Source organism: Methylobacterium sp. J-072 (assembly GCF_022829425.1).
Taxonomy (GTDB): Bacteria; Pseudomonadota; Alphaproteobacteria; order Rhizobiales; family Beijerinckiaceae; genus Methylobacterium.
Genome location: NZ_JAKSYK010000223.1, coordinates 23479 through 46625, shown reverse-complemented (window position 1 = coordinate 46625; position 23147 = coordinate 23479). Strand labels below are relative to the sequence as shown.

16 protein-coding genes and 2 pseudogenes are annotated in these 23147 nt (G+C 64.6%); 8 read left to right on the top strand and 10 right to left on the bottom strand.

The genetic code is table 11. The features are described from left to right. Nucleotides 1-79: 79 nt before the first annotated feature. The 3 genes and pseudogenes from MKK67_RS29920 to MKK67_RS29910 all read right to left on the bottom strand — a co-directional run bounded on the left by MKK67_RS29920 (nt 80) and on the right by MKK67_RS29910 (nt 2199). On the bottom strand, nt 80-394 hold the full coding sequence (locus MKK67_RS29920; protein ID WP_147910756.1) for a hypothetical protein: 315 nt from the start codon (nt 392-394) through the stop codon (nt 80-82). 590 nt (nt 395-984) lie between these two features. After that, a pseudogene (locus MKK67_RS29915) lies at nt 985-1231 on the bottom strand (IS5/IS1182 family transposase); the annotation flags it as partial. A gap of 284 nt (nt 1232-1515) precedes the next feature. Then, complete coding sequence (locus MKK67_RS29910) at nt 1516-2199, bottom strand: GntR family transcriptional regulator (RefSeq protein ID WP_243972374.1); 684 nt, start codon at nt 2197-2199, stop codon at nt 1516-1518. Nucleotides 2200-2299: 100 nt separating this feature from the next. Between MKK67_RS29910 and MKK67_RS29905 the strand changes: the two genes are divergently transcribed. From MKK67_RS29905 to MKK67_RS29895, 3 genes are read left to right on the top strand one after another with little or no spacing between them, the layout of a single operon-like run. Continuing rightward, entirely contained in the window at nt 2300-5674 is a 3375-nt protein-coding gene (locus MKK67_RS29905) for a molybdopterin-dependent oxidoreductase (protein ID WP_243972373.1), read from the top strand. Between the two features lie 16 nt (nt 5675-5690). Further along, a complete protein-coding gene (locus MKK67_RS29900; RefSeq protein WP_147907758.1) occupies nt 5691-7151 on the top strand; it encodes a short-chain fatty acid transporter in 1461 nt (486 codons plus the stop codon). A 49-nt stretch (nt 7152-7200) separates the two neighbouring features. Next, the gene (locus MKK67_RS29895) at nt 7201-8136 is read left to right on the top strand and encodes an ornithine cyclodeaminase family protein (RefSeq protein WP_243959409.1); all 936 of its coding nucleotides are present in this window, start codon (nt 7201-7203) and stop codon (nt 8134-8136) included. A 3-nt stretch (nt 8137-8139) separates the two neighbouring features. Here the strand turns inward: MKK67_RS29895 and MKK67_RS29890 are convergent, their stop codons facing one another. Then, nucleotides 8140-8601: an Lrp/AsnC ligand binding domain-containing protein gene (locus tag MKK67_RS29890; protein ID WP_243959473.1), complete on the bottom strand. Its 462-nt coding sequence runs from the start codon at nt 8599-8601 to the stop codon at nt 8140-8142. Between MKK67_RS29890 and putA the strand changes: the two genes are divergently transcribed. Further along, a complete protein-coding gene (putA, locus tag MKK67_RS29885) occupies nt 8540-12430 on the top strand; it encodes a trifunctional transcriptional regulator/proline dehydrogenase/L-glutamate gamma-semialdehyde dehydrogenase (protein WP_313899051.1) in 3891 nt (1296 codons plus the stop codon). The two genes, MKK67_RS29890 and putA, sit on opposite strands and share 62 nt — an antisense overlap. A gap of 511 nt (nt 12431-12941) precedes the next feature. Next, a pseudogene (locus tag MKK67_RS33010) lies at nt 12942-13049 on the top strand (IS481 family transposase); the annotation flags it as partial. Between the two features lie 28 nt (nt 13050-13077). Here the strand turns inward: MKK67_RS33010 and MKK67_RS29880 are convergent. The 4 genes from MKK67_RS29880 to MKK67_RS29865 all read right to left on the bottom strand — a co-directional run bounded on the left by MKK67_RS29880 (nt 13078) and on the right by MKK67_RS29865 (nt 18333). Then, nucleotides 13078-14169 (bottom strand): G1 family glutamic endopeptidase, encoded by a 1092-nt coding sequence (locus MKK67_RS29880; RefSeq protein WP_243959412.1) that lies wholly within the window; start codon nt 14167-14169, stop codon nt 13078-13080. Continuing rightward, nucleotides 14166-15140, bottom strand: a complete 975-nt coding sequence (locus tag MKK67_RS29875) for a phosphatase PAP2 family protein (RefSeq protein ID WP_147907762.1) — start codon at nt 15138-15140, stop codon at nt 14166-14168. Before MKK67_RS29875 ends, MKK67_RS29880 begins: the two co-directional genes overlap by 4 nt. Nucleotides 15141-15162: 22 nt before the next feature. Next, a complete protein-coding gene (locus tag MKK67_RS29870; protein ID WP_243959414.1) occupies nt 15163-16980 on the bottom strand; it encodes an adenylate/guanylate cyclase domain-containing protein in 1818 nt (605 codons plus the stop codon). A 648-nt stretch (nt 16981-17628) separates the two neighbouring features. Then, nucleotides 17629-18333: a Crp/Fnr family transcriptional regulator gene (locus MKK67_RS29865; protein WP_147907764.1), complete on the bottom strand. Its 705-nt coding sequence runs from the start codon at nt 18331-18333 to the stop codon at nt 17629-17631. A gap of 493 nt (nt 18334-18826) precedes the next feature. Between MKK67_RS29865 and MKK67_RS29860 the strand changes: the two genes are divergently transcribed. Then, nucleotides 18827-19537: a helix-turn-helix transcriptional regulator gene (locus tag MKK67_RS29860; protein WP_243959416.1), complete on the top strand. Its 711-nt coding sequence runs from the start codon at nt 18827-18829 to the stop codon at nt 19535-19537. An 838-nt stretch (nt 19538-20375) separates the two neighbouring features. On the opposite strand, the gene MKK67_RS29855 is transcribed toward MKK67_RS29860, so the two are convergent. Next, the gene (locus tag MKK67_RS29855) at nt 20376-20810 is read right to left on the bottom strand and encodes a helix-turn-helix domain-containing protein (RefSeq protein ID WP_147907765.1); all 435 of its coding nucleotides are present in this window, start codon (nt 20808-20810) and stop codon (nt 20376-20378) included. A 102-nt stretch (nt 20811-20912) separates the two neighbouring features. On the opposite strand from MKK67_RS29855, the gene MKK67_RS29850 reads away from it, so the two are divergent. Continuing rightward, on the top strand, nt 20913-21683 hold the full coding sequence (locus tag MKK67_RS29850; protein WP_147907766.1) for an SDR family oxidoreductase: 771 nt from the start codon (nt 20913-20915) through the stop codon (nt 21681-21683). A gap of 303 nt (nt 21684-21986) precedes the next feature. Here MKK67_RS29850 and MKK67_RS29845 read toward each other — a convergent pair whose 3' ends face one another. Then, nucleotides 21987-22199, bottom strand: coding sequence for a hypothetical protein (locus MKK67_RS29845; protein WP_243959418.1), 213 nt, complete (start codon nt 22197-22199; stop codon nt 21987-21989). A 133-nt stretch (nt 22200-22332) separates the two neighbouring features. Here MKK67_RS29845 and MKK67_RS29840 point away from each other — a divergent pair, with 133 nt between their 5' ends. Continuing rightward, a complete protein-coding gene (locus MKK67_RS29840; protein WP_187193493.1) occupies nt 22333-22878 on the top strand; it encodes a PAS domain-containing protein in 546 nt (181 codons plus the stop codon). The last annotated feature ends 269 nt before the right edge of the window (nt 22879-23147 follow it).

Genomic DNA, 23147 nt, shown 5'->3' with positions numbered 1-23147 from the left:
GCGCGCATGACCCAGCGGTCCACCGCAGCGGACCACTGACGGGCCGATGGCGGTCAGAAACCGTGCACCGGCGCGAGGTTCAGAGTTGGGGGGAGGAGAGGCGCCAGACGCGGCAAGAGGCGTCGAAGACGCTTGCCAAGTCGATGCCCAGAATGCCAGCGTCGACGAGCGCGAGCACTGCCGAGATCGGCTGCGGGTGATCCGGGATGGCGAAGGCGAGGTCGCTGAGCGCGGCATCGCCGGTCTCGTCCACGGCGGCGAGCAAACGCACCTGCACGTCTGGGGTGATCAAGGGGTGATCGACGAAGTCGGGATGGGGGCGCGCACGGCCGGCACGTGTGGGCCGGCCAAGGTTGCACACAGACGCAGCTGCGCCGTAGATGGTCTCAGCCATGTGGCTGTCTCCTGTTACAGCAGGGTGACGCTGATGGTCAGGTCGCTGGCGCGGCGGGAACCGCGCCGGCGGCCGTCCTCGGGAAAGGATGGCTGCCGGGACTAGATATCGACGTCGAGGGGCAGTGCACCACCTCTATGGCATCATCTAACAAGCACTCGCTCGTCTACAAGCCCTCGACAGCTCGAAAACCGAGTTACTCATATAAAAAACGAAAGCGTGGATATTAACCTTAAAATCTTTAGCGGCTGTCGAGTCCTAACGCATGATCTATTAATAAAAATAAATTTTATATTAGGCAGATTAATTCAGATAAATTGTCGGAATCGATCGTGATTCAAGCGCAAGTTTATCAGTTTATTCAGATTTTATAATATTCCGGCCAGGTTATGGACTTCGTAGAGGTGCGCTAATAAGGCTTTTGTCCGGCGGTCGTTGGCTTCGGGCGGGATAATGACAATTTGACTGCCGCCATCATGGCATAGACAAATCGCTCGTCGATTTTGATGAATTAAGTCGTGGGCGCATAAGATTCGCAGTTAGGCCCCGACGGCTGCGGGTGTGTTGCTGGTGCGCAGGTCGTATGAATACTTTGCGTAGCACGTGGTGACGGCGCGGAAGTCATTAGTCCTGCTGAAAAACGCTAAACCAGATTGCGGTATCTATGCTGGAACGGGCGGATCGCCAGTACTTGCTTGCGGTTGGCTATCGGCTTCACGTTGGTCCATGCCCCATGCTCGGCCATCTGGACCCGCAGAGCGTCACTGTCGTAGGCGCGATCGCTCACCAGGACCTAACCCGCGCCCAACCCGCCCGCATGTTGACCGCTGAGCGCCCTGTTTGGAGGTGAGGCCTCGCCTTAAAGCCGACATTCAGCTTTGCGCCCATCTCGGCCGCTCAGCGCCATCTCGCGGACTCTCCGAAGCGGACGCTGTGACAGCACAGCTTGTGGGTCTCAGTCGCGGCCATCTCAGTCATTCGAGGGGCCTGCTCACATCCCCCCAAGCGGACGCCCTTCGACACTGAAACGCCTACAAATTGAGTAGTGAGAAGAGGATTGGGCCAATACATTCCGGAAAGAATGGTCTCTACAATAGAAAACGATCAGCAATAGGCCGAATTCAGTTGATTCTCCGCATCAGTACTGCTTCCGTAAAGACCGGCTCCCAGGCCATGATGTGGTCCGTCATTAGGGTCATCGCATCGTCCTTGACCCGCCCTGTAACGAGGTCGACGATGCGGTAGTGCTCTGCCACAGACGCGTCTTGTCTCGTCCGCCCAGCCTTCGAGCGTATGCCGTAAAGCCGCATCTTGTCGCGCAGCTTCATGACGATGCCGGTAAGGATCGGGTTGCCCGCACGGGACAAGAGCGCTTCGTGAAAAGACCGGTCCGCCACGAGATAGGCCGGCACATCACGATCCCGCACAGCCCTCGCAATCTCGTCAGCCCATTTCATCAAATCGTTCACGTCAACAGCTCCGGCCCGCACGACTTTCGCGAAGGCCTGAGCTTCGAGCTGCACGCGAACCTCGAACAGGTTGCGCAACTCGTCGAGCGTCGGATCGACAACTCGGAAACCGCGATTGCGGATCGGCTGCAGCAAATCATCGGCGGCAAGCTGGAGAAGCGCCTCCCTAACAGGCGTCGTCGAGATCCCGAGAGAACGGGAGAGCGAGGGGACTGAGAATACCGTGCCCGGCTCGATCGTACCGGCGAGTATGTCGAGGCGTAACTGCCGCTCGACTCGCTCCCGCAGGTTCTCTTCCGTCGCGAGCGGATTGGTTCGATCTTTGCGATCCAGCACGGCACGCCTTCTCCCGGCAGGACCAATAGCGTGTTTTGGCCCTCGCTTGAACTACCACCAACCCAATGGTAATGCGTGACGCGCTACTGAGGCTGCTTCCATGTCTGCTGACATCAAGGAAGGCTATTGCACCCTGTGCCGATCGCGTTGCGGATCGCTCAACAGGATCGAGGGCGGACGGCTCGTTTCCGTCGCACCGAATCCCGCGCATCCGACCGGCGCAGCGCTCTGCGCCAAGGGACGGGCTGCACCGGAACTTCTTGGTAGCCCCCGCCGCTTGACGACGCCCCTTCGTCGCACCCGGGAGCGCGGCAGTGCGGATCCGGGCTGGGTCGAGATCGGCTGGGACGAGGCAATGACAGACATTGCCGCCCGTCTCGGGGATCTGCGTGCACGGCACGGCGCTGAGACAGTCGCCTTCGCGGTCACCACGCCGAGCGGCACGCCGATGGTCGACAGCTTCGAATGGGTGGAGCGGTTCGTCCGGGTCTTCGGCAGCCCCAATCTGATCTACGCCGTCGAGATCTGCGGCTGGCACAAGGATTTCGCCCACGCCCTGACCTTCGGCCGCGGGATCGGCACCCCCGATTACGAGACGGCCGATACCATCGTGCTGTGGGGCCACAACCCGACCCGCACGTGGCTCGCCCAAGCGACACGCATCGCGGACGCCCGCAGGCGCGGAGCGACCGTCGTGGTGGTCGATCCCAAGCGCGGCGGCTCCGGCGAGACGGCCGACCTCTGGCTACCGATCCGCCCGGGGGCGGACGGAGCCCTGGCGATGGGGGCGATCCGCCACCTCCTGCGGGAGGGAAGCTACGACAGGGCCTTCGTCCACGACTGGACGGACGCGGCGTTCCTCGTCGATCGTGCCAATGAACGTCTTCTGAAGGCCGCCGAGTTGTGGCCCGGCGCCAGCGGCTTTGTCGTGCTCGACGAAGCGGGGCGGCCGCAGCCGCGCGACCCACGCGACCCGACTGCCGGTGCTGCCGCGCAACTCGACACACAGGTCCGCCTGATGGACGCCGCGGGCAACAGGCGCACGTGTGCCAGTGTCCTGCGCCTGCTGACCGAAGAGGCCGACATTTACGATCCGGCCCATGTCGCCACGGTCACCCAACTCGATCCTGCGGCGATCGCGCGCTTCAACGCGCTCTTCGCGGGCGCGCCACGGCTCGCCTATCATTCCTGGACGGGGGTGGGGCAACACACCAACGCCACCACCACCGAGCGTGCGATCGCGACGCTCTACGCCCTTACGGGAGCCGTTGACCGCGACGGCGGCAACCTCTGGACGACCGCCCCTCCGACCCGATCGGTGAATGCCTACGATCTGCTGGCCCCGGCGCAGCGGGCAAAGGCCCTCGGCTTGGCCGAATTGCCCCTCGGGCCGCCGAGCCGGGGATGGATCACCGCTCGCGATTTCACCCGCGCCGTGCTCGAGAGCGAGCCCTACCGCGTGCGCGGCTTGATGAGCTTCGGCACGAACTTCGTGGTCTCGCAGGGGGATACGGGCCGCAACCAAGCCGCTCTGGAAGCGCTGGACTTCCACGTCCACGTCGACATGTTCCTGAATCCGACCGCCGCGAATGCCGACATCGTGCTGCCGGCGAGTCTGCCCTGGGAGCGCGAGGCGCTGAAGGTCGGGTTCGAGATCACGCAGGAAGCGGTGGAACTGGTGCAGCTGCGCCAAGCCATGGTGCCGCCCCTGGGCGGCACCCGCTCCGACTACGCCATCGCCTTCGATCTCGCCTGTCGCCTCGGGCATGGCGAACAGTTCTTCGGCGGCTCGATCGAAGCCGGCTGGAATTACCAGCTCGCGCCCGTCGGGCTGACGGTAGACGACCTACGGGCATGCCCCGGGGGCATCCGCTTGCCTCAGCCGACGGCCCGGCGCAAATACGAAGCCCTCCGCCAGGACGGGTCGGTCGTCGGTTTTCCCACGGCGACGGGGCGGATCACGCTCTACTCCGAGGATCTGCTCGCGCATGGGCAGCCCCCTCTCGCCCACCATGTCGAGCCCGCAGGACTCGACGAGCCCGGCCTGCCGCTGGTGATGTCGACCGCCAAGACCGGTTGGTATGTGCACAGTGCCTACCGCCACATCGCCTCTCTGCGGAAGCGCGCGGCAGCGCCGACCGTCGAGGTGGCGCCCGACGACGCCCGCCTCCGCGGGATCGCCGAGGGCGATGCCGTCATCGTGCGGACCGCTCACGGCGAGGCCCACCTGCGGGCGCGCATCGACGCGACGCTGCCGAGCGGGACGGTGATCACGGAGTTTGGCTGGTGGGAGGATTGCCCGCCCCTGGGGCGTGAGGGCTCGCCGGTTGCCGGGTCGACGAGCGCGAACGTCAATGCCGCCCTGTCCGACGCGGCCCGAGATCCGGTAAGTGGTTCCGTGCCCCTGCGGGCGGTGGCTTGCGAGCTTGTCCGCGCCGTCGGGGCCAATCGCGGACGTTGGCAAGGCCGGCGCTCGTTCCGCGTCGCGTCGCTGCGGCGCGAGGGGGCGGACATCGCCGCGTTCACTCTCGCGCCTGCGGATGATGGTCCAGTTCCCGCCTACCTTCCCGGCCAATACGCCATCCTCCACGCCACAGTCCCGGGCCTTAGCCGCGCCTATTCCCTGACGGGTGACGCCCTGACGCCGGAGACCTACGAGATCGGCGTCAAGCACCACGCCGCGCAGGAAGGCTGGCCGGCCGGACGAATGTCGAGCCTCGTCCACGGGCTGAAGTCCGGCGATCCGGTCGAGCTCGAAATGCCGGCAGGCACGTTCACTCCGCCGCTTGGGGGGGATCGCCCCATCGTCCTGCTCGCGGCCGGGATCGGCATCACCCCGTTCGTAGGCTACCTCGCCGCGCTTGCCGCGCGCCCGGACTCCGCGCCCGAGGTGCATCTGGTCGCGATCTCCCGCAACGGAGCGGAGGAGGCCTTCGGGGTCCGCCTCCGCGAGGCCGCGGCGGCCCTCCCACGCCTGCGGATCACCCGCGTGTTCACGCGCCCGCGCCCGGAGGATCGGCTCGGGGTCGATTACGAGCGGGCCGGTCGGCCGGCCATGTCCGAGCTGGCCCTGCCGGATCCGGCGTGCCGCCCCCTCGTGTACCTGTGCGGGCCGGATGCCTTCCTCCGCGACGGGAGGGCGGCCCTGACAAGACTCGGCGTCCCGCGCTTCGACGTGTTCAGCGAGAGCTTTGCGTCGGCCATGGCCGTGCCTTCTGACCTTGCACCGCGAACCGTGCGCCTTGCCCGCAGCGGAACGGGCTTCACCTGGACGCCCTCCGCCGGAACCCTGCTCGACGCGGCCGACGCGGCGGGGCTCGGGCTGCCGAGCGGCTGTCGGGCGGGCCAGTGCGAAAGCTGCAGCGTGCCCGTCGCGTCCGGGTCGGTCGCCCACCTCGGCCCCTACGACGGCGAGCCCGACCATTGCCTGACCTGCCGCGCTGTGCCGGTCAGTGACCTCGTCCTCGACGCCTGAAAGGAAGACACGACCGATGAGCGATACGGCTACCTTGACGCCCATCGCCCCGCCCAGCCCGGATCTAGCCCGGGAGGGTCGTCTCGTGCGCGTCTCGCAGGCGATCGTGGCCTTCGCCGAGCGTTGGTTCCCCGACAGCTACGTCTTCGTTCTCATTGCAGCTTGCATCGTCGCCCTGGGAGTATTCGCCCACGGGAGCGAACCGCTTGCGATCAGCAAGGCGTTCGGCGACGGCTTCTGGAGCCTGATCCCCTTCACCATGCAGATGGCGCTGGTGGCGGTCGGCGGCTACGTCGTTGCCGTCTCGCCCCCCGTGGCCGGGTTGATGCGCAGGGCCGCCGCCCTGCCGCGCACCGGGCGCGGGGCCGTGGTGTTCGTTGGCATCACCAGCATCTTGCTGTCTCTGCTCAATTGGGGCGTCAGCCTGATTTTCTCCGGCCTGCTGGTGCGCGAAATCGCCCGCCGGCAGGATCTGCGCCTCGATTACCGGGCCGCCGGCGCGGCGGGCTATCTCGGCCTCGGCTTCGGCTTCACCCTCGGCATCAGCTCGGGGCCGGCACAGCTGCAAGCCAATGCCGCCAGCATTCCGGCCTCGCTCCTGCCGATCACGGGCGTGATCGGCTTCGAGCAGACCATCCTGACGTGGCAGAACCTCGTCGTCGTCGCCTTCGGCACGCTGCTCTCGGCCGCGATCTGCTACCTGACCACCCCCTCTGATGCGAATGCCCGAACGGCCGCAGATCTTGGGATCGACCTCGTCGACGCCCAGCCCAAGGTGATCCGCGCGAGTCGTCCGGGCGAATGGCTGGAGCACAGCCCGCTTCTGACGATCCTCGTCCTCGTCCTCGCATCCGGGTGGCTCTACGATGCCTTCAAGGCGGGCAACCCGCTGATCACGATGTCGGGCCTCAACAGCTACAATTTCGTGTTCCTGCTGCTCGGCGCCCTGCTGCACTGGCGGCCGCGGGGCTTCATCGCGTCCTTCGCCAAGGCGATGCCGAGCGTCTCCGGCGTGCTGCTCCAGTTCCCCTTCTACGGCGGCATCGCCTACATGCTGACCAAGGTGAAGGCGGCGGACGGCTCGACCCTGTCGGACGCCATCGCCCACGGGTTCGTCAGCCTCGCCCACGGATCAGGGGCCTTCTCGGTCCTCGTCGGGATCTACTCGGCGGTGCTCGGCTTCTTCATCCCCTCGGCCGGCGGCAAGTGGGTGATTGAGGCTCCCTACGTGATGAAGGCGGCCAATGAGGTCGGCGCCCATCTCGGCTGGACGGTGATGGTCTACAACATCGCCGAGACGCTGCCGAACTTCATCAATCCGTTCTGGATGCTCCCGCTGCTCGGCGTGCTCGGGCTGAAATCCCGCGATCTCATCGGCTACACGGCGGTGCAGTTCATGATCCACCTGCCGATCATGCTGGTGCTGGCGGCGGTCCTGATGACGACCTTCACCTATCATCCCCCGATCGTGCCGTGACGGCCGCGCCCGGCGCCGCCGCGCTCGGACTGCGCTCAAAGGTGATCCCTTGATTCCGTTCTTCGATCACGATGCGGTTCATGCCGCCCTTGACCATCCGCGCTTGATCGAAGCTCTGCGCGGCGCCTTCGCCGCCGCCGATATCGAGGCCCCCGTCCGGACGGCCCACGAGGTCGGCGCAGCGGAGGCGCCCGGTCGCCTCCTGGCCATGCCGGCCTGGCGCCGGGGTGACCTGGTCGGCGTCAAGCTGGTGAACGTGTTCCCCCGCAATGCCGAGCGCGGCCTCGGCGCCGTCCACGCGGTGTACGTCCTGTTCGATGGAAAGACGGGAGCGCCCCGCGCGATGATCGACGGCGAGGCGCTGACGAACCGCCGCACCGCCGCCGCCTCGGCGCTCGCCTCGACGTACCTCTCTCGTCCGGACAGCGCGGTGCTCGCCCTTGTCGGGACCGGTCACCTCTCGCCAGCGCTCGCCCACGCGCACGTCGCCATCCGGCCGATCCGGCGCGTGCTGGTCTGGGGTCGTTCGGCAGCGAAGGCCGAGGCCCTGGCGGCGCGGCTGCGGGAGGAGGGGCTTCCCGCCGAGCCGGCGGCCGATCTTCCGGCGGCGGTCTCGGCCGCCGACATCGTCAGCTGCGCCACGACCTCGACGCAGCCGCTGGTGCTTGGCCGTCACGTCCACCCCGGTACCCATGTCGACCTCGTGGGCGCCTTTACGCCCGCGATGCGCGAGAGCGACGACGCGCTGATTCGCGTCGCCCGTGTCTATGTCGACACCTATGCCGGGGCCCTGCGCGAGGCCGGCGACCTGACGCAGCCGATCGCGGACGGCACGTGGTCAGAGGACCGGCTCGCGGGCGACCTGCACGACCTATGCAGCGGGGCGGAGGCTGGCCGCAGGGACGCCGAAGAGATCACCGTGTTCAAGTCCGTCGGCGCGTCCCTGGAAGATCTCGTCGCTGCCTCGCTCGTCGTCGAAGGGTAAGGTTCACACGGGCAGCGGGCTGTCCGTCTTCACCTCCTCCATCACAGCGTAGGTGCGTGTCTCCTTCACGCCGGGCAGATCGACCATGACCTGCCCCAGAAAGCGGCGGTAGGCGGCCATGTCCTTCACCCGGGCCTTGAGCAGGTAGTCGAAGCCTCCGGCCACCATGTGGCATTCCAAGATCTCGGGCACGCGGCGGACCTCCGCTGAGAAGCGGTCGAACACCGTGCCGGTGGTCTTGTCGAGCAACACTTCGATGAACACCAGCAATCCCAGATCGAGCATCACCGGATCGAGGCGAGCACCGTAGCCAGTGATGTATCCCTCGCGGGTCAGCCGCTTCAGGCGTTCGGCCGTGGCGGTGGGCGAGAGCCTCAGCCGCTCGGCGAGGTCGACGGTTGATATGCGCCCGTCCTGCTGCAGGATGCGCAGGATAGCAGCATCAGTCGAATCCGTGCTTTTCACTACCAGATGGCTATTCCATTGGGAAATCCGCCGACTTTCGGCGCGATTGTTGGATGTTATCACCGCCCTAGCGCCCCTACAACATCCCAAGAGGCGGGCCAAGAGCCGGCGGAGGGAGACGGGTTCTGCCATGTCGATCGTGTCTTCAGCCAGGCGCGTTGCACACGTTCACGCGTCGTTTGCGGACTTCCAGGAAGACCTGCCTGCACTGTCGCCGCTGCGCATGGCGATCGTTGCGGCTCACCGGCGCCCTGAGGCGGAGTGCCTGGCGCCGCTCCTCGATCTCGCGCAGCTTCCTTCAGAGGCGGCGGCCCGTGTCGCCGCGACGGCACGCAGCCTCGTCGCGGGCCTGCGGCGGACCACACCGCGGGGCGGCGTCGAAGGCCTGATTCACGAGTACGACCTGTCGAGCCAGGAGGGCGTGGCCTTGATGTGCCTTGCCGAGGCCTTGCTGCGCATCCCGGACGCCGCAACCCGCGACGCGCTGATCCGCGATAAGATCGCCTCCGGTGATTGGCGGGCCCATCTCGGCCACAGTCCCTCGCCGTTCGTCAACGCGGCCACCTGGGGCCTTCTGGTGACCGGCAAGCTCACCGCGACGACGAACGAGGGCGGATTGTCCTCGGCCCTGACGCGCCTGATCGGGCGGGGTGGGGAGCCGTTGATCCGGCGAGGCGTGGACCTTGCCATGCGGCTGATGGGCGAGCAGTTCGTGATGGGTGAGACCATCGCCGAGGCGCTGCGCCGGGCACGCCGCCGTGAGGCGAAGGGCTTCACCTATTCCTACGATATGCTCGGCGAGGCCGCGGTCACGGCCGAGGATGCCGGCCGCTACCAAGCCTCTTACGAGGCGGCGATCCATGCCATCGGGCAGGCGTCCGCCGGTCGGGGCATCACCGGGGGGCCGGGCATCTCGATCAAGCTCTCGGCGCTGCACCCGCGCTACACCCGGATGAAGCGCGCCCGCGTGCTCGATGAGCTGATCCCCCAGGTGAAGGCGCTGGCCCTGCTAGCCAGGGGGTACGACATCGGCTTGAACATCGACGCCGAGGAAGCCGATCGGCTCGACCTGTCCCTCGACATCCTCGAGGCCCTCGCCACCGATCCGGAGCTCGGGGCATGGAACGGACTTGGGTTCGTCATCCAGGCCTACGGGCGGCGTTGCCCCTTCGTCATCGACTGGCTTGTCGATCTCGCCCGCCGGAGCGACCGCCGCCTGATGGTACGGCTGGTGAAGGGCGCCTACTGGGACAGCGAGATCAAACGGGCGCAGGTCGAGGGGCTTTCCGACTTCCCGGTCTTCACCCGCAAGGCCCACACTGACGTGTCCTACCTCGCCTGCGCTCGGAAGCTGCTGGCCGCGCCGGACGCGGTGTTTCCGCAATTCGCCACGCACAACGCGCAGACCCTGGCCAGCATCGTGGAGATGGCCGGCCCGGATTTCCGGCCCGGCGACTACGAGTTCCAGTGCCTGCACGGGATGGGCGAAGCGCTCTACGAGGCCGTGGTCAGCGCCGGCGTCATCGGCCGCCCGTGCCGGATCTACGCCCCTGTGGGCACCCACAAGACCCTGCTCGCCTATCTCGTCCGGCGACTCTTGGAGAACGGCGCGAACTCCTCCTTCATCAACCGCATCGCCGACGCGTCCGTATCAATCGACGACCTCATCGCCGATCCAGTCTCCACAGTGCGGGCGATGCGCGAGCCGGGGGCGGCACACGAGCGGATCGCGGCCCCGCGCGACCTGTTCGGCGCTGGGCGGCCAAACTCGGCCGGCCTAGATCTGAACGACGAGGCCGTGCTCGCCCAGCTCGCCACCGACCTAGCTAAGGGAGCCACCAGGGCCTGGACTGCCGTTCCATCCGGACGCTCCGCTGCGGAGGCCTGCGAACCGGTCCTCAACCCTGCCGATTGCGGCGACGTGGTGGGCCATGCGCGCACCGCGGAGCCCGCCGACATCGCCCAGGCCCTGGCGACCGCATCGGCGGCTGTGCCGAATTGGGTCGCGACGCCACCAGCCCTCCGGGCCGAGCTGCTCCGCGCCGCCGCGGACGCTTTCGAGATGCGGATGCCGGTTCTGCTTAGCCTGATCGTGCGGGAGGCGGGCAAGTCCCTGTCGAATGCCGTCGCCGAGGTGCGGGAAGCAGTGGACTTCCTGCGCTACTATGCCGGCGAGGCCGAACGGGTCTGCAGCCCCGACCACGGACGGTCCCTTGGCCCGGTCGCCTGCATCTCGCCCTGGAATTTCCCCCTCGCGATCTTCACCGGGCAGGTGGCGGCCGCCCTCGCGGCTGGCAACACCGTGCTCGCCAAGCCGGCGGAGGAGACCCCGCTCGTCGCGGCTGAGGCCGTGCGGCTCTTGAGCGAAGCCGGGATCCCCGTGGATGTGCTGCATCTCCTCCCCGGTGCGGGCGACGTCGGCGCCGCGCTCGTCGGCGATGCGCGGGTTCAAGGCGTGATGTTCACCGGCTCGACCGCCGTCGCCCGTCTGATCCAGCGGACCCTCGCAGATCGCCTTACCACGGACGGACGCCCGGTGCCGTTCATCGCCGAGACCGGGGGGCAGAACGCGATGATCGTGGATACCTCCGCACTGCCCGAGCAGGTTGTGACGGACGTCCTCGCCTCCGCTTTTGATTCGGCCGGTCAACGCTGCTCGGCCCTGCGCATCCTGTGTCTGCAGGAGGAGATCGCCGAAAAGACGCTGGCCGTGCTGCACGGCGCCCTGTGCGAGTTGGAAGTGGGCGACCCCCGGCGCCTGTCCGTCGATATCGGTCCGGTGATTACCTCCGGGGCGGCCGAAGGGATCACCCGCCACATCGAGACGATGCGGATGCGCGGCCATAAGATTACGCAATTGGGCAAGACCCCGGCCACGGATGCGGGCACCTTTGTCCCTCCCACGGTGATCGAGATTGCCAAAATCTCGGATGTGGAGGCCGAAGTGTTCGGCCCAGTGCTCCACGTGCTGCGCTATCGGCGGGATGATCTCGACGCGCTCATCGACGCCATCAATGCCACCGGCTACGGGCTGACCTTCGGCCTGCACACCCGAATTGAGGAGACGGTTACGCGCGTTCTTGACCGGATCGAGGCGGGCAACATCTATGTGAATCGCAACACCATCGGCGCTGTGGTCGGCGTGCAGCCATTCGGCGGCTCGGGCCTGTCCGGGACAGGGCCGAAGGCCGGCGGTCCGCGCTACCTCCGCCGCCTGCTGCCTCGCCTGGCTCCGTCCGCAGCCGGTGCGACCGCAGCTCCGTCCTCCGCCGATACAGTCGCTCAGGATTACATCAGATGGCTCCGGCAGCGGGGCCACGCCGACGTCGCAACCCGAGTCGAAAATTATTTCGCCCGGGCACCTGCCGGCACCGAATGCGTGTTGCCGGGCCCGGTCGGTGAACGCAACATCTACAGCCTCCGTCCTCGCGGCCCAATCGCGGCCTTGGCCTCGGGCGAGGAGGGAACATTGCTCCAGGTCGGCGCGATCCTGGCGACCGGCCAGAGCGCCGTGATCACGGCTGCGAGGGCGTTATCGGGCCTGTTCGACGGCTTGCCTGCGGGGGTCCTGCGGAAGATCGTCCCCGCAGAGGATCCCGCGATCGCCCCCGGACTTGGCGGCGTGCTCCACGAAGGCGAACGGGCCGACCTCGCGGGGCTGACCCGCCGGATTGCCGGACGGAGCGGTCCAATCTTGACGATCCAGTCGATCCTCACGGCGTCCAATCTGGAGGATTACGAGCCCTCGGATCTCTTCGAAGAACGGTCGGTGTCGATCAACACGGCGGCGGCAGGTGGCAATGCGAGCCTGATGGCCCTCGACGCCTGATCCCATGCGATCTTGCAGCGCCTCATAGCACTTATCGAGAGGAAGGGATGGCAACGCCCATCCCGTACGACCGCGAAACGGATGGTAGGCGGAATGTTCTCTACGACCTGCAGATGAGGTGTAGTCAGCGAGGTCGAACGATGTGCCCGTCTTGTAGTTGGCGCTGAAGCGAGAGGCTTGACCGTTTTGATAGGTTCCGTTGTTGCGCCCATGATGAGTTGATTTCGGAATGGCTGCTTCGACGCCATGGACTCTCCAGAGCAGCTATTCCGCTATCAGCCATAAGACGTGACGCCGGATCGCCGAAGCTCGCAAGATCAGACATTCGGCTTTGCGCCCAATCCGGTCATTCAGCTTGTTATGCCGACATCGCGTAAGCGGACACTACTGGCTACCACCCGATCTTTTGCTTGGGAGTGGCTTACAGAACGAAGCCCGCTTTGTTCTACGCCGGCGAATTTTTCGATTGGGCATCGGGGCGACACGTTAGGAAGCGACTACGGATCAGTTCCTGGACGACGAGGCGGTCATCGTTGCCTTCCGGCGGCATACCCTGCTGCCGCTCGACGACTGCCTCTACGCGCTGCACCCTACACACCCGTGGCGGGGATCCACCCATCACAGTGATCGATCAGGAAGGGCTGGAGTCAGCGCAGTCCTCCATACGTCACCTTCAGCGAAGTCGGGCTGCAACGCTTGGCGAGGGACAGGACGGCGATGCGCGCCGGGTCGCGCTTGCGTTCGAGCATCCTGATGTAGCGCGTCCCGTGCAGCACCTGCGGAACGCCGGAGGAGAGGGCCGGGAAATCCTCGGCCGGGCTTTCGACAGCGACGCACAGGTCGAACGCGGCAGTGCCGTAGTTTGGAAAGTTGTAGATATCCGAACTTCCGACGACGCTCGGTCGCTCGACGATCCATTCCGCGGTGGCGCCTGTGATCTTGGGACTGATCATTTGGCCGTCGATGTCGACGGTCTGAGGAACGTATTGGACGGCTATGCCGACCGGCGGTGAGGTCGAGAGATTAACGACGACGGCAACCACGCGCCGCGCATCGATTGCCGTCAGCACGCAGAGCACCTCGTTGCCCGGGGCGAGCGGAAGCGGGAGATAGGTTGGTGCGTTGTGCGCAGCGTCCAGCGTCCACCATTGCGTCCACGCCTCCGCCGTCACCGCTCCGTCCGCCTTCAACAGAGAGACGGTGCCGACCTGCGGCAGCGAGGCGTCGAGATAGCGGCGCTGACCGTCGAGCCCGATCCAGTGGGAGCACACGTAGGGAAAGCCGGGCGTCCCTGGGTTCGGCGGGTCCGGGACGCGTAGCGTTTCGGGCGTCTTCCAGACCCCCCAGACTTGAGCGAATTGTTGGCCACCATTGGCCGTCAGATAAGCGCCGGCCCAGTTCCGGCTGGTGTCGAGTGGGCTTGCAGCCGGACTCAATCGGTTGGCGCGCTTCGCGCTGATCCGATACGCGGTTGTCTTGATCCTCTCACGGACCATGGGGTCAAGGGCGAATGACTTGAGGGCCAGCGACCTTCCGAATCCGCGCTCCCACACTTGGTGCAGAATCCTGGGCGCGGCGGATCCCGGGCGCGGCGGCAGGCCGAATTCCCGAAGCCGCGAGGCATCGATATCGGCTGGTATGATCGGCTGGGCGGGCGCCTCGAAGCCAGTGAAACGTCGCTGCAGATCGTCGAGCACACGCTCGTCGACGCCGCCTCGATCGGACGATGGATCTCTCATGCCCATTCCTCCCGCGCTGCATCGACGGCGATCTGATACTTGCTGGTGCCTGGCGCGGTGCCGGACTGCTGCAGCAGCGGTAAGGTGCTGATGGCGAGCGCGAGGCCGCCGTCCGTGTCGCTTTTGTAGTGAAGACCGGCGATCTCCCTGTTTCGCGCGATTCGGTTCGCCAAGGTCCACAGGACGACCGAGGCGGTTTTCTCGACCGGCAACCCCGCGAGCACGTCGCGCATGCACAGCGCCATGAGATGCGCTTGGGTCGCGTGGCCGCTCGGGAAGGACGCGTGGCCCGGGACCTGAAGCGGCGGCATCAACGCGGGGCACAGGTGCGTGGGGCGTGGCCGAACATATTGGCCTTTGTAGTACATGGCGACGAATGTGCCGATAAGACTTGCAATCGTCAGGACCTTGTTCGTGTTCGGATAAGAACCGGGCTGGGACGTTAGAGCGTTCAAGAAGTAGCTGATGAATTCGTCCGACTGGGACAGAATCTCGCCCAGCGCGTCCGCCCGCTCCTCCTCTGCCGCGATGACGAGATCGTCGATCTCTTGTTTCACGTTCAAGGCGCCGGTGCCGACGATCCAGTCCACTGGCGGGGTGGCGGGAAACGCCGGAGGTTGTGCGGTGGCCGACGGAAGCTGCGGTATGCTGGACGGCCATGCGGGCGTCATGGCGCGCCAGTTCGTGGTCGAGAATTCCACCAGGCATTGCCACGCGTACCAATCCGCCGACCAATTGCGATCGGGAAACTTCGGTTGCGCGATGATGGCGAGCGCCCCGATCGTCTCGCCGGGAGGCACCGCGCCCCCCCCCGGCGGCGTGTCCGCAGGCGCAAAGACGAACGGCAGAGCGACCCGATCGGGAAAGAACCAACCCGCGGAATTGCCCGAGGCGTTGCCTCCGCCCCCGGCGTTGCCGGAGTTGCCGTTATTTCCGTTGTTGCCGTTATTTCCGTTGAAGCTTGCGGGCATACTAGCCTCCTTTCAGTTCGATTCAGTCGGGAATTCCAGCCTCAAGGAGTTGAGTGGCAAAAATATCGCGGACTTGGCCGCACAACGGCGTTCGGCTGCGGAACAGACGGACGCGGTATTCTGGAATGAGTTTTAGGAGCTGACGGGCGACTAGGTCGGCTTCTGCGCGCTGCCCTGCCGCAACGAGGCTCGCAATCAGGCACCGCAAATTGGAGGCGTTGCTGGCACCCTTCGCCGCGGATGCGCGGCCCCACGCGATTGCATCCTCGTGACGCCCGGCGAGGTAATAGGCCTGCGATAGATAATGCTCCAGCCAAAAGGCATCGCTGCCCAATGGTGATAGTCGCACCGCGTGTTCAGCATGCTCGACAGCGCGCGCCGTTTCGCCGGCGTAACCTAGAGTTAACCCGCTATAAGCCCAGGCTGACGCACAGCTGGGGCCTGCCGCAAGTGCGCGTTTAAAATATTCTTGGGCGCTGTAATAGTCGTGAAGCAAATAAGACTGAAGATGACCGTAGATTGACAGGCCGACCGCATCGTTCGGATCGCGCTCGATAGCCATCCGCGCGGCATGGGAAGCCGCAAGGCAGTCGGCATTATCGTCATTGGACCAGCCCTGGCCGATCCATTGCATGCCGAGCGATGCCAGGTGGGAATAGGCCGGCGCGTAGGCTGCATCGCAGGCCGCAGCCTGTTCGAGCAATCTCCTGGCCTCGATGAACGACGTCCGCTCCAATTTGTGAATGAGACTAAGTGCCTGGAGCGTCAGGTCATAGGCCGTGAGGCTCTCGGGCCGTTTACGGTCCGCACGCGCCAGTTCATGGGATCGCAGGTGCGGCGCGACGATCGACGCGACCCGCATCGCGATCGCGTCCTGCATTTCGAAGATACTGCCGAGCGTTCCGTCGAAACGATCCGCCCAGATCACGCCGCCGTGGTTTGCTAGTTCCACTGTGAGGCGCAAGGCATCTCCCTGGCGTCGCAGGCTGCCGTGCAGGACGTAGTCCGCGTCGAGTTCACGAAAAGCGCGGTGCAGGTCGACCGGGAAGAGCTTAAAACCCGCGGTGGAGCTGCGGGATATGACCAGCAGATCCTTGAGGCCGCTCAAGGCGCGGATAATGTCGTCGATCATGCCTTCCGCGAAGTACGTGTCCACTTCGCTCCTGTGGAGCGCTCGGAACGGAAGCACAGCCAGCACCGGCCTGTAATCGCGGCGCTCTTCCCCCGACACGCGGTCCCAGCTACGCGGCGGCGTCGGCACATCCGATTCTGTCAGAACAGTCTTGGCGTGAGTGGCATAAAGCATGACGGGCGCGCGAATGTTTTTCAGCCGCCGCTCGCCGACGCACGCGAAGGCCGACGGCACTCGCTGTCTGACTTGATCGTATACAGCTGCCGAGATTAGTATTCCGCCGGGATCCGCGAGTGGTTCGAGACGTGCTGCAATGTTGACCGCTGTTCCCCCGATCTGGTCGCCCTGAACCATGATTTCGCCGGCATGGATGCCGATCCTAAACAGGAGCCGCCGCTCGGGCGATACCGCGCCCGTGCGGCGCCGGGCGTTGGTCTGGAAGCGCAACGCGCAGGTTACGGCGTCGACGGCGCTGGGGAACTCCGCGATCAATCCGTCGCCCGCGACGCCGAAGACCTGACCGCCGGATCGCGCGATAGCGCGGCCAAGCTTGCTGATCTCCGCGCAGACGCGGCGGTGGGTGTCCTCTTCCGCGCTCCCCATCAGGGCGCTGTACCCCACGATGTCCGCCGTAAGGATCGCCGCCAGCCGGCGCTGGATCTTTTCCTTGCCGAACGGAGCGGCGTTAATCGCAGGGAGAGGCGACAATGTCTTGCCCTCGCGATAACCAGGCTAGATACAAGACCACGAGCATGAGTTGGCGTTCCGATCACCTGATAGTTGTCTAAAAAATAACCGAGCGGGAAGAGATGAAAGCGCTGGTATATGAGCCGAATTGACGATATCATTTGCGCAGTTCAAAGTGTTTTGCGTGCCGTTTTATCGATAAGATTCTACGCGCGCCTGTTAGATTTTGAACGGCAGTCATCATGCTGGCATCTGCGCGTCGGAAATTATATCGGGGCGTGTGATTCGAGCAACGTATTTTTTGAATGCTCGGCGCGGTTCTAGCCACGTCCTCCGCGGTCCCGTCGAGCACTCCCCGATCGCTGGCCGGTGTCGGCGTGCCGAGGGTTCAGGCCGCTTCATGGTTTCGGGTTGCAGTTCGCGCCGTAAACCTGTCGAGCCGCACACCTGACTCTCGTCGGGCATTCGAAGTCCGATCGGCTCAGGATGCCTGCGATCCTGCAAAGGGCAGAGCCTTTCAGCACACAGGTGCGCGCGGCATCACAACCGAATGTGCTTTAAATATTGATGTATTTCTTGACGCTAAAATAACAACGTAAAATCCGTCAAATCGCTTCGATGCAGAGATACTGTAACCCATTATAATGCAATTCGCCACAATTTAGAAAATTAAGTATGGCTAAAGGCGATTTTTTGCAAGGCCGTCCGATTGAACACGGTGCAGGCGCCAGGCGCTATAGTGATATATCCTTTGCGCTGCCACGCTGAGAGATGCCGGTTGGTCCCCTCGCGGGAAAGGCCGACCATGTTGCCGAGTTCGCGTTGCGTGGTCAGCACGCGGTTGCCGTTGCGGTCCGGGGCGCCGGCCAGCATGAGCAGGGTTTTGGCCAGGCGCTGCTCGGCGCAGACGAAGGCGTGATCCGATAATTGCTGGCTGGTCCGCCGCAGCCGTCCGCTCAGGATCGCCAGGAGCCGGACGGCCAGCATCGGGAAGTCGTTGACCAGGGGCAGCAGGTCGCGCCGCTCCATTAGCAGGAGGCAGCAGCGCGTCGCTGCGATCGCGTCGGCCGTGCGTGGCCCATCATCGAGAAGCGCGATTTCGCCGAAGACCTCGTTCGGCCCGATCAGGTTCAAGATGAGCTCGGACCGGCCCTCCGGACACGGCGTCGAGATCCGAACGTGCCCGCTCACGACGGCGAGCAGTCCGTGGCTCTCGTCGCCGCGGCGAAAGATGCGTTGCCCGCAGCGAAACGTGAGGCGCTGCGCGCGCATGGCGAGGCGCTCGATGACAGTTTGCGGCGCGTCCGTAAACAGCTCGTGCTGCGACAGCATGCATCGCTTGTCGAGCGCCGCGGCGGCTCTGTCGGACAGCACGGGTCAGGCTCCCGGCCCGGGTCGGAACACCCGTGGCACGCTTCCGCCGATGATCCTGAAGACCGATGGCGTAGCCCATAAAGACCTGTTGTCTCGCCCAAACCCAAGCATATCGGACTGTATCCACTGCATGCCGATGGCGGATGGCATCTCCGGTGTCTCGCCGACGCGCGGCAGCATACTACTGTCGGACACGAAACCGGGACAAGGCCCTCCCGCTTCAACATCGGGCGTAGCCGGCTGTGTCGATCGTCAACGGAGATTGAATCCCGTGGCGATCAGAGACAGTCATGACCGGCCGGAGGGGCGCGTTGCGGTCTTGCTAATCGCGCCGCCGCCCGCCACCAGACTCCGGCGCCAGCAGGAGCGCCGCGGTCGCACTGTTCTTCTGCGCGGTGCAAGAGTGACGAACCTCACACCCGTTTGGATGCGACGAACTACACTTTGTCGGCGCTCAGGAGACGTTTGACCTCGAGCGGAGGAGGGATCGCTCATGTTGGCTGCCAAAGACCCAACCCCGATGATGCCGGGCGCCTCGCTGGCGCCTAGTGGTGACCTGAGCGGGGCCGGCTCAGACCGGGCGGTTGACGCCGACGGACCGCAACACGCCCGGGTCGATCCGACGCGCGTCGCCGCCGCGCTTGAGGCTTTCATCGAGCATCTCGAGGAAGGGGTGGCGGTCATAGCGACCTGCGGACGCGTGCTGTTCCTGAATTGCGCCGCCCGAGCTATGGTGCGCGGTGTTCCGTTGCGGCTCGTGAACGGTCATCTCCGCGCCAGCGTGCCGAACGACACGGCGGCCCTTCGCAAGATGGTCTCGGGTTGCACGCTCAATGGCGGCGACTCGATCCGTCTTGTGAGCGAGGACAGGACCTTGCTGATCGCCGCGAGCGCGCTGGCCCCGATAGCCTTCGCGTCGGCCGAGTCGGCGGTGCTCCTGCGCCTGATCGATCCCGCTGCCATCCGGCTGCCCCGGCAGGAAATGCTGCAGGTGCAATTCGGTCTTACGCCCGCCGAGGCCGCGTTTGCCCTCGAGATGCTGGCTGGGAACGATCTGGTGGCGAGCGCGACCCGCCGCGGGATCACGCTGAACACCGCACGCGTGCACCTGCGCCGCATCTTCGATAAGACGGAGACACGTCGGCAAGCGGCGTTGATACGTCTGCTCCTGCTCTGCCCCCAACCGGTCACGCGGCAGGTATGAAGCGGAAGTCGATCCAACGGTTGAAGCAGGTCTCAATCGAGGCAGCCCTCGTCCGGCCGTCTACGTCGAGGCCTTCGAAATCGGTACCTGGAAGCCGCGCGGTTTCAGGGCCGTACGCGGGGCACGAGATCTACCGAACGGCGATCGATGGCGATGTATGGAACAGAGTTTCGCCTGCAATGCTACGGTAGGGGCTCCCATTCGGAGATAAGTGACTGCCGTGCTCTGGAAAGATGCGCCGAGCGAGAGCCGGTGGATATGAGCGAGAACTGCGCAACTGGTCTCCGCCCTCGACAGGAAGCGTAGCGAGTGCCGAATCACTACTTTGCGAACCTAGGCACTCACGGGACGGAAGGCCGGATTAGCGTAAAAAATTACTGGGCCGGGCGTATCAAGCCCTTGGAGGCTCAGGCAGACGGTCAATATCCTGTAAAGCGGACTGGCGCCAGCTGAAACCCTGACTTCGCTGATCACTTGCGGCTGACCATGAGGGAACGTTCTTCCGCGACCTTCTCACTCACCAGAGCTTATGTCTGCTATGGAGCAGCGCTTGCAGCAGCTTTTGCTGGCGGATTGGGTTGGTGAAGGTCTGTCCGCTTTCGCGGCTTACCTCCTTGGGCAACTCATCGGCTTTCGGCCAAATGCGGTCCGGTCGGCGCGCACTTCTGAATGGCTGGGTTGGGTGGTTTTCTGCCGGTCTGCTTACAAGCAGTAACCGATGGAAGCGGACATCACCGCCGTTCCCGCTCACGACCCCTTCACAGACCTTCGGAAGGTCCGCTTGCAGGCGCCCTAATTAGACCCGGGGAGCTGCGGTCAGCCTCTGGGTAAGACCAAGTTACGCCTGAACGGGTCGTCGGCACGCTCGCGACGCAAAAGCCTCGCGTGCCCGCTTGATCTCGGCATGGTGCGTCTCCGCCCAGATCCACACACCGCAGAATGCGGCACCCAGGCTCTCACCAAGCGGCGTGAGCGCGTAGTCCACGTGGGGCGGGATCACCGGGTGCACCGTCCGACGCACCAAGCCGTCCTGTTCCATCTGGCGAACTGTCTGGGTCAGCATCTTTTGGCTGATGCGGCCGACCGCCTTGCCGAGTTGGGTGAAACGCAGCGTGCCGCGCTCGTGCAGGGCTTCGAGGATCAGCATGGTCCACTTGTCGGCTACCTTGCCGATAATGTCTTGGACCAACGCCTCGATGGCCGGGTCGGTCTCGGTCGGGACCTGTTCCTTCCGACGCTCCTCGATCCGTGGATCGGCCTCTGCCCTACGCATCCGACACTCTCCGTTTGGTGCGTATAAATCTTTTCGGTGCCTACTTCGGTTCGGAGAGCATGATCCATAACCTCATGGGCGACAACAACGAAGGTCGCTCACATGAAGACGTCAGGGAACACCATCCTCATCACCGGCGGCGGCTCCGGCATCGGCCAAGCCCTCGCCCAACGCTTTCACGACCTCGGCAACACCGTCATCGTCGCCGGCAGGCGGACGGAGGCGTTGCAGCGGACGATTGCCGGACGTCCGAACATGCATGCCATGGCGTTCGATGCTGACAGCGCTGAGGGCGTGGCCGACTTCGCACGACGCGTGACGGCCGAGCATCCGGCCCTCAACGTGGTCATCAACAACGCCGGGATCATGCGCTCCGAGGCGCTGGACCAGCCTCGCGACCTCTCGGACGCGGAGGCAACGGTCATCACCAATCTGCTCGGCCCCATCCGGCTGACCGACGGCCTGATCGATCATCTCGGCCGGCAGCCCGATGCTGCCTTGGTGAACGTCACCTCCGGTCTAGCCTTCGTGCCTCTCGTGTCGGCCCCGACCTACTCGGCGACCAAGGCCGCCCTGCACAGCTACACGGTCGCGCTGCGCGAGGCGCTTAAGGGCAAGGTCGAGGTCATCGAGCTGGTGCCGCCGGCAGTGCAGACCGACCTCACCCCGGGACAGGCGACACGCCAAGGATACCTGTCACTGGCCGACTTCATCGACGAGGTCATGTCGCTCTTCCAAGAGCGGCCCACCCCGCGTGAGATCCTGGTGCAGCGGGTCCGCTTCCAGCGTCAAGCCGAGGCGGAACAACGCTTCGACGAAGCGGTGACGACCCTCAACGAGATGGCTCGCAAGGCCCGCGAGGCGCAGCAGTAAGAACGAAGGGCGCGGTCGACGATCCATGCTCCGCCGTTTGTCCCGGCGAAGCGAGGTCTTCTTTCGGTCGCGCCAGCGAGGACTGTTTCCCACCCGAAGCAGGCCTTGGGAATGTCTGCTTCCAAGCACTTCGTAAGATAAAGCCGCGCGACCAATCAAGACAGGGGGACGGCACGCTGGCCGCCTTCTATGATCAACATCGATCCCACGTGCCCAGGAGCACTTCGAACGAGTAGCAGACAGCAGCCGCGAACCGAACGCCGCCCCAAAATAGCGAGTACTCGCGCCCGTAACAGTATCTTGCTATGTTTTGTGCTGAATGAGGCCCTGGATGGCATCCAACGCATCTTCACGCAATCTGTCAGTAGTAAGATGCTCCCACAATTGCAGCATTCGATCGGTTTGCTCAAATTTTATAAAATCTTCGCCAAAGCCATACAAGTCATCTACGGATATGCGAAGCGTATCTGCAATCCGCTTCAAACTCTCATGACGAGCGTCTTTCTCGTTGAGCATATTGCCCTCCAAAGATTGTCGGTCGTGTGCGGTCGTAGGGGGTACCATCCCGCTTGGTTGTAACGCGAACGACTTGTGCGTTCAAAGGTTGTGTCAGCATGTTGGCCCGACCGAACTGAGGCGGGAGGTGCTGGTGATTTTCACGACCGACGCTCAGGGCGAAGTCACGTACATCTGCCTCGAATGGTTCTCCTACGCCGGGCAGACACGTGAGGCCGCGTACCGGGACGGCTGGACCACGTCAGTCCTGGAGAGCGACCAGGGTGCTGTCAGGGCCATCCTCGCGGAGGCCGCCCAAGCCCAAGCCGAGTTCAGCGTCCGGTTCCGCATTCGGTGCGCAGACGGGTCGGTGCGGTGGCTGGCGGCTGGAGGCGTTCCCTCATTTGGACCGCCGGGGCGCTCGTTCCTCGGCTATCTCGGGTCCATGATCGAGTTTGCTCCGACCGAGGCGACTGAGATCGCAGCGTATGGTGGTATCGAGAGGTTCGTTCCACCGCCAACACACGTGGCCACACAGGCCGTGGCACCGCTCGACACCATCGCGGATCACCTCATCATCGTGCATGCGCTGATGGAGCAGCACGACGTGATGTCAGGTCTGAAGGAGGTCAAAGGCGCATTGTTTAGGGTCGGTCAAGCGTTGGCCCGTGGGGATGGATCGCGGTCGCAGGTCAACTGAGTGACTGCAACCTCGTGCCCCGCTGCAGGCGCACCTTGCTAACTACTTCGTTGGCTTTGACGGCGGTCGAGGCAGGACGCGGATCTGGACGAGTTTTCCGGTCCGAGGGTCGAGCACTACCACCATGTCATGCCCCCTACGATCAGATGCTTTACTTCAACACCACGCGGAACACAGCCTTGATCCTCCGGGCGGTCGCTCACGATCATCGTCGCCTGGCAGTGCGTGCTACGATACTATGCAACTTATGGTTGTAAAGTGCGTAGGCG

Excerpts from the sequence above, each read along its gene's own strand:
- MKK67_RS29900 (WP_147907758.1), top strand. The coding sequence starts at position 5,691 with ATGAGCGATACGGCTACCTTGACGCCCATCGCCCCGCCCAGCCCGGAT.
- putA (WP_313899051.1), top strand. The coding sequence starts at position 8,540 with ATGCGCCCGTCCTGCTGCAGGATGCGCAGGATAGCAGCATCAGTCGAA.
- MKK67_RS29860 (WP_243959416.1), top strand. The coding sequence starts at position 18,827 with ATGTTGGCTGCCAAAGACCCAACCCCGATGATGCCGGGCGCCTCGCTG.
- MKK67_RS29875 (WP_147907762.1), bottom strand. The coding sequence starts at position 15,140 with ATGCCCGCAAGCTTCAACGGAAATAACGGCAACAACGGAAATAACGGC.
- MKK67_RS29920 (WP_147910756.1), bottom strand. The coding sequence starts at position 394 with ATGGCTGAGACCATCTACGGCGCAGCTGCGTCTGTGTGCAACCTTGGC.
- MKK67_RS29850 (WP_147907766.1), top strand. The coding sequence starts at position 20,913 with ATGAAGACGTCAGGGAACACCATCCTCATCACCGGCGGCGGCTCCGGC.
- MKK67_RS29845 (WP_243959418.1), bottom strand. The coding sequence starts at position 22,199 with ATGCTCAACGAGAAAGACGCTCGTCATGAGAGTTTGAAGCGGATTGCA.
- MKK67_RS29880 (WP_243959412.1), bottom strand. The coding sequence starts at position 14,169 with ATGAGAGATCCATCGTCCGATCGAGGCGGCGTCGACGAGCGTGTGCTC.
- MKK67_RS29905 (WP_243972373.1), top strand. The coding sequence starts at position 2,300 with ATGTCTGCTGACATCAAGGAAGGCTATTGCACCCTGTGCCGATCGCGT.
- MKK67_RS29855 (WP_147907765.1), bottom strand. The coding sequence starts at position 20,810 with ATGCGTAGGGCAGAGGCCGATCCACGGATCGAGGAGCGTCGGAAGGAA.